This is a genomic window from Streptomyces nanshensis (genome assembly GCF_001751255.1).
GTDB lineage: Bacteria > Actinomycetota > Actinomycetes > Streptomycetales > Streptomycetaceae > Streptomyces > Streptomyces nanshensis_A.
Window position 1 is genome coordinate 286 of record NZ_LJGW01000183.1, and the last position, 6,599, is coordinate 6,884.

The following is a 6,599-nucleotide window of genomic DNA, read 5'->3' on the forward strand; positions in this document are numbered from 1 at the left end:
GGCGGCGACCAGAACGCGGAGAACCCCGATCCCGGGCCCTCCACACCGCAGGGCGACGAGCCCGCACCGCCCACGTCACCGCCCGGGGACGACGGTAACGGCGATGCGCAGGGCGGCGGTTCACAGGGCGGCGGCGCGGCGAACGGCGGCGGAGACGACAACGGCGGTCAGGCGGGCGGCGGTTCGCAGGACGGCGGCAACGGCGACGCCGGTGGTGGCGCCAACGGCGGCGGGGACGACGGGGGTTCGGCCGGCGGCGGCAACGGAGGCGGGGACGGCGGTCAGGCAGGCGGCGGCGACGGCGGGGACGACGACGGAGACGACAACAACAAGGGCGGACTGCTGGGCGCCCTCGTGGGCCTGCTGTTCGGCGGCGGCGGAGACGACCACGACGACGACCGGGGCCACGACTCGGGACGCGGCCACGCCCCGGGCGGCCACTCCCCGGGTCATGGCAAGGGCCACTCCCCGGGCCACGGCAAGGGCCACTCTCCGGGGCACACACCCGGCCACCACTAGGGCGGCGGGCGGCACTTCTGCGCCGGCCCGCCAGGCGCGCTGTCCGAAGCGCGCTCTCCCGCCCGGGCGCGTCCCCCGGAATCACGATGCCGGAGGCCGCTCACGCGCCCGGGCACACCGGCCCGCCCTCCGGGGTCCACGCGCCTCCTCCCGCGTCCGCGCCCGTCCTGCACTCCGCCCCGGTCGTGACCTTTGGCACTGGCGTAACGGCCCAACACGCTTGATCATGGCTGCCGTTGCCGACCGATGACCGACTTACCGCAGCCGGAGCCCGCATGACGTACGACATCGAACTGTTCCGCGCGCAGTTCCCCGCCCTCGCCACCGGCACGGCGTTCTTCGACGGGCCCGGCGGCACACAGACGCCGCGTGCGGTCATCGAGGCCATGGCGGGCGCGCTCGCCGGACCGCTCTCCAACCGCGGCCACGGGAACGCCGCGGAGCGCAACGCGGAGATGCTCGTCGCCGAGGCGCGGCAGGCCATGGGCGACCTGCTGGGCGCGGACCCCTCCGGCGTCGTCTTCGGACGCAGCGCCACCCAGCTCGCCTACGACTTCTCCCGTACGCTCGCCGCGTCCTGGTCGCCCGGCGACGAGATCGTGGTGACCCGGCTGGACCACGACTCCAACGTCCGCCCCTGGATCCAGGCCGCCGAGCGCGCCGGTGCCACAGTACGCTGGGCCGAATTCGACCCGGAGAGCGGCGAGTTGACGGCCGAGGCGATCGGGGCCGTCCTCTCCGGGCGCACCCGCCTCGTGGCGGTCACTGCGGCGTCGAACCTGATCGGTACGCGTCCGCCGATCGCCGAGATCTCACAACTCGTCCATGACGCGGGCGCGTTGCTGTACGTCGACGGCGTGCATCTCACCGCGCACTGCCGCGTCGATCTGGCGGAGCTGGGCGCGGACTTCTACGCCTGCTCCCCGTACAAGTTCCTCGGCCCGCACATGGGCGTGCTCGCCGCCCGTCCCGCGCTGCTGGAGACCCTCGTCCCGGACAAGCTGCTGGCCGCCACCGACGCCGTGCCGGAGCGCTTCGAGTACGGGACGCTGCCCTACGAACTGCTCGCGGGCGCCCGTGCGGCCGTCGACGTCCTCGCGGGCCCGGGCGCACATCCCGAACGCGACCGGCGTGAGCAACTCACCGCCGCCTTCGCCCTGTTGGAGAAGCACGAGGACGCGCTGCTGCGGCGTACCGAGGACGGTCTGGCCGTGCTCCCGGGCGTACGGACGCACTCGCGGGCAGCACGGCGCACGCCCACGCTGCTGCTGACCTTCGACGGCCACGACACCCGGGACGCCGCCCGTCATCTCGCGGAGCGCGGCGTCAACGCCCCGTCCGGCTCCTTCTACGCGATCGAGGCCTCGCGGCGGCTGGGCCTCGGCGACGACGGCGGACTGCGCGTGGGCATGGCCCCGTACACCGACACCGAGGACGTAGACCGGCTGCTGGAGGGGCTGGCGGACTTCCTCGGCTGACGGGGCCGCCCGGACCGGCGCGGACGCCGGCTCCGTCCCGGCTCCGGTCAACTCCCCCGCAATGCGGCCGTGTTGACGGCCGCCGCGAGGCGCCGCGGCGTGGAAGACGCGACCGCGGGACGTGTCCGATCCGTCGCGGTGCACGGCGCGGGCTGCCAGGCTCTCCTGCCATGAGCAGACACACGACTTCCCCGGGCGCCTCCGCCGACGCCCCCTCGGCCGCCTCCGCGTCCCCGCCTCCCGTACGTCTCCCCTGGTCGCGGGTGCGGACGAGGATCACCGCCGTGGCCGCCGGGCTCTTCCTCGTCCTCGGTACGGGCGGCGCGGCCGGAGCCCGTACCGCACCGCCCGCTCCCCCGTGGCAGAAGGCCGTCGACCGGGCGCTCGCCGACAAGAAGCTCGACGGCGGGACGTCCGGCGTCGTCGTCGGCGACGCGTCCGACGGCCGGGTCCTCTACCGGCACCGGGCCGGCACGCGGCTGATGCCCGCCTCCAACACCAAACTCCTCACCTCCGCCGCCGCGATGGACGTCCTCGGGCCCGGCTACCGCTACACCACGGACGTGCTCACGCGCGGCGCGCGCCATGGCGGCACCCTCGACGGCGACCTGTATCTGCGCGGGACCGGCGACCCCACCCTGCTCGCGAAGGACTACGACGCGCTCGCGGCCGACGTCGCCGACTCCGGCATCGAGAAGGTGACGGGCGGTCTGGTCGCCGACGACACCCGGTTCGACACCCAGCGCCTCGGCGCCTCGTGGGCCGCCGACGACGAGTCCGCGTACTACTCGTCGCAGATCTCCGCGCTGACCGTCGCACCGGACGAGGACTACGACGCGGGTACGGTCCTCCTCACGGTCACGCCGGGCGCGAAGGCGGGCGAGAAGCCGACGGTGAAGGCCACCCCGTCCAACCGCTACGTCGACGTCGACGTCACCGCGAAGACCGTCGCCGAGGACGGGTCCGACACGCTCTCCGTGGAGCGCGAGCACGGCGGCAACACCATCACCGTCAGCGGCGGCGTCCCGGCCGGAGCCGACCCCGTCCAGTCGTGGACGAGCGTGTGGGAGCCCACCGGCTACGCGGCCTCCGTCTTCGCGGACGCGCTGCGCGAGCACGGCGTACGGGTCGAGGGGGACACCGAGTCGGGCAAGGCGACGCCGGACGGTGCGCGGCGGGTGGCACGGCACACCTCGATGCCGTTGAAGAAGCTCAACTTCCCGTTCCTGAAGCTCTCCAACAACAACCACGCCGAGGTCCTCACCAAGACCATGGGCTACGAGACCGCGGGCAAGGGCACGTGGGACGCCGGACTGAAGGCGATCGACGCCTTCCTGGAGAAGTCGGGCGTGGACACCGACGCGATCCGGCAGGTCGACGGCTCGGGACTGTCCCGTATGGACAACGTCTCCGCGGGCGAGTTCGCCACGCTGCTCCAGTCGGTGCGGAAGAAGCCGTGGTTCAAGCAGTGGCACGAGGCGCTGCCCGTGGCCTGCGCGTCCGACCGGCTCACGGGCGGCACGCTGCGCGACCGCATGTGCGACACCCCGGCCGAGGGCAACGTCCACGCCAAGACCGGTTCGCTGACCGGGGCTTCGGCCCTGTCGGGGTACGTCACCGACGCCGACGGGCGTGAACTCGTCTTCAGCATCGTCCTCAACAACTTCCTTCCCGAGTCGGTGAAGGACGTCGAGGACGAGATCGTGGTGGCGCTCGCGTCGTCCGGCAAGGACAGCAAGGCTGGCGAGAGTGGGAAGCGCAGCGGGGCTCCCGGCGGCGCCCTCGAGTGCTCCTGGACGAAACCGGCCCGCTGCTGAGCCGGGGGCGGGGACCCGGCATGTCGGCGTAGAGCATGCCGCAGACCGCAACCGCCGCCCGTGCGGGAGACGTTCTCCCGCACGGGCGGTTCTGCGTGCGGGGACGGGCGGGAAGCGAGCGCAGACGGCCAGGGGGACACAGGACCCTTACCGGGACCGGAACGGGGAAGTCCGGGAGCGGTGGCGGTACCGTCCCCCGGCAGGTACCTTGTAGCGCATGGTACTTCCCGGCGGAGCGCACTCCGGAGTCAGCCAACTCCGGCGCGGAATCCTCCAGTTCTGCGTTCTGGCGCTGCTGCGCGACGGCGAGAAGTACGCCTTCGAGCTGGTACGGGAGCTGTGCGACGCCCATGACCTCGCGACCAGCGAAGGCACCATCTACCCGCTGCTCTCCCGGCTGCGGAAGGAAGGGTGGGTCAGCACCGCCTGGCAGGAGTCCGAGACCGGGCCGCCGCGCCGCTACTACACGCTGACGGCGTCGGGGCGTACGGCGCTCTCGGACTTCGCCCGGGAGTGGGGGACCTTCAAATCGACCGTCGACAAGCTTCTTGACCAGTGAGGGGGAGGCCGTGACATCCAGGGGAGATCAGCTCGTCGAGGAGTATCTGCGCCGCTTCGACAACTCGTCCGTGTTCCTCGCGGAGGAACGCCGCGCGGAGCTGCGGGAGGAGATCGTCGAGCACATAGCCGCCGGTACGGAGGAGGCGGAGGCGGCGTACGCGGAGGCCGTCCGCGCCGTACTGGACCGGCTGGGCCCGCCCGCCGACATCGTGGCCTCGGAGACCGGTACGGGGCCTACTCCCTCGGGCCCGGGCTTCGCCGGTCCGGGCCCCGCCGACGGGCCGGCGGACGAACTCACCGGTGACACCGCCGCGTTGGGCCACGACGCACCGTCCGCGCCCGGCGCCTTCACCAGCGCCTCCTTCTCCAAGGGGGATGCCGGACCGCCTCCGCCGGACCTCTCCGCGTCCGCCTCCCGCGCCCACCACCGGCGGCTCGCGCTGCTGGCGGGCGGAGGGCTGGTCGTGGTCGCCGTCGTCGGCGCGCTGGTGTTCGGAAGCAGCACGACGAGCAGCGGTCCCGCACCCGTCGTCGACCGCCAGTCGACCGCACCGACGCAGAGCGATACGCCCGGGAGCGAGGGGCCGACCGAGACCACCTCGCCCCCGCCGTCCGAGAAGGTGAGCGAGACGCCCACCGAATCGGCCACGGAGACGCCGACCGAGACGGCTTCCCCGACGGAGTCACCCACGGGTTAGCGGCGAGGGGCGCCGCATCCCGAAGCGCCCGCCCGCGTCCGTACGTTCGCCCGCCCGTACCCGTGCGCCTGCCCGTATCCGTGCCGTGCCCGTAGCGGTACCCGTACGGCACCGCGCGCGGCGCTAGCCGGTGAACGCCTTCGCGAACGTGCCCGCCTTCTCCGTCAGTCCCGAACACGTCGCCTGCGCCTTGGCGTTGGCGCCGCCGGGGCACGGTGTGTCACGGCCCGCCGACCACATCGACAGGCCGCCCATCTCCTTCTCCTCGGCGAACTTCCGCAGCTCCGCGGCGTCGTCGGGCCGGAAGACCTCGCCCTTGACGTCGTTCACGCCGATCATCGGCGTCACCGAGAGGGAGTCCCAGGCCTCCTCCTCGTCGCGGATGCCCAGCGCCGGCATGATCTGCCGGTGCGCGGCGGTCGCGGCCTGCACGGCGTACTTCCCCATGTCGCCGCGGAAGGACGTGCCGTAGTCCATCGCCATGATGTTCACGCGGTTGACCCGCGCACCGTTCTTCCGCGCGTTCTGCAGCACTGCCCGGGCGTCGGCGCCGAGGCCCGAGGGCATCACGGGCAGCGTGAAGGAGACGTTCAGGTTCGGACGCTGCCGCTGGAGGCGGACGATCGCCTGGCTGCGGAGCTGGTTGGCCCGCTTGTCCGTCAGTGCGGGCCCTTCGAGGTCGAAGTCGAGCTTCGTGACGCCGAAGGCGTCGACGACCTTGGTGTAGGCGGCGGCCAGCCGGTCCACCGAGCCGCAGACGCGGGCGAGTTCGTTGCCGCTCTGCCCGCCGAAGGAGACCCGTATGTCCCCGCCGGCGTCCCGCAGCTCCTCGGCCTGCGACGCCACGGGGTTGCCCGTCAGCTTCTGCCGTCCGCCCCACTCGGGCACGCACTGCTTGCCCGCCGGTGAGACGAACGCGAGGTTGTACTCGCTCACGCCCGCCTTCCGCGCACCGTCCACCAGGTCGTAGGACGGCTGGAGCGAAGTGTCCACGTACGGGGCGAAGTTGCCGTCCTTGGGCAGCGGATCCTCGGTCTGCGAGGGCGTGTTGGGGGGCGGACCGGTCGGCTGGTCCGGTGCGTCGTCCACGATCGAGCACCCGGCGAGCAGCGAGGCCGTCACCGCCACGGCTGCCAGAGCGGTCACGGCCGGCCTCGCGCGGCGGCTCCTGGGGGAAGCCTGCGCCTCCGGGCGGTTGTTCATCGCCGGGCTGTCTCCTTCTGCGTGGGGGAGGTCGAGTGCGGTTCCTACCCGCAGCAAGCTAGCGACAACTCCCCGGGCAGCAGTTGTTTCCCGGGGCGCGAGAGGCCCGGTTTACGCCACGGTTAAGGCGCAGAAAGGCCCTGATTAAGGCCCCCGCCGAGTCCCTGGTCAGGGAAGCTCCGGGGAAGCGGCCGGGGAGACCTCCGGCGGCCGGCCCGCCGCTCCGAGTGGCCGATCACACATCGGTCGGGCCGGGTTCGGCGCGCGGCGGCCGGCTACGGCATCCGGCTACGGCCGTCCCGGTCCGCCGCGGCGAGCGCCCG

The 6,599-nt window shown here is 73.0% G+C and carries 5 protein-coding genes and 1 pseudogene; 5 read left to right on the plus strand and 1 reads right to left on the minus strand.

Annotated elements, in window-relative coordinates:
- From AN218_RS36605 to AN218_RS11110, 5 genes and pseudogenes are all read left to right on the plus strand, one after another.
- Positions 1-519: pseudogene (locus AN218_RS36605) on the plus strand (hypothetical protein); the annotation flags it as partial.
- Positions 520-794: 275 nt separating this feature from the next.
- Positions 795-1,997, plus strand: a complete 1,203-nt coding sequence (locus tag AN218_RS11095; RefSeq protein ID WP_070016637.1) for a cysteine desulfurase-like protein — start codon at positions 795-797, stop codon at positions 1,995-1,997.
- A 170-nt stretch (positions 1,998-2,167) separates the two neighbouring features.
- Positions 2,168-3,814: a D-alanyl-D-alanine carboxypeptidase/D-alanyl-D-alanine endopeptidase gene (gene dacB, locus AN218_RS11100; RefSeq protein WP_079132042.1), complete on the plus strand. Its 1,647-nt coding sequence runs from the start codon at positions 2,168-2,170 to the stop codon at positions 3,812-3,814.
- A 217-nt stretch (positions 3,815-4,031) separates the two neighbouring features.
- Complete coding sequence (locus AN218_RS11105) at positions 4,032-4,373, plus strand: PadR family transcriptional regulator (RefSeq protein WP_070016642.1); 342 nt, start codon at positions 4,032-4,034, stop codon at positions 4,371-4,373.
- Positions 4,374-4,383: 10 nt separating this feature from the next.
- Positions 4,384-5,073, plus strand: a complete 690-nt coding sequence (locus AN218_RS11110) for an HAAS signaling domain-containing protein (RefSeq protein WP_070016644.1) — start codon at positions 4,384-4,386, stop codon at positions 5,071-5,073.
- Between the two features lie 123 nt (positions 5,074-5,196).
- Here the strand turns inward: AN218_RS11110 and AN218_RS11115 are convergent, their stop codons facing one another.
- Positions 5,197-6,219 (minus strand): chitinase, encoded by a 1,023-nt coding sequence (locus tag AN218_RS11115; protein ID WP_244900399.1) that lies wholly within the window; start codon positions 6,217-6,219, stop codon positions 5,197-5,199.
- Positions 6,220-6,599: the final 380 nt, after the last annotated feature.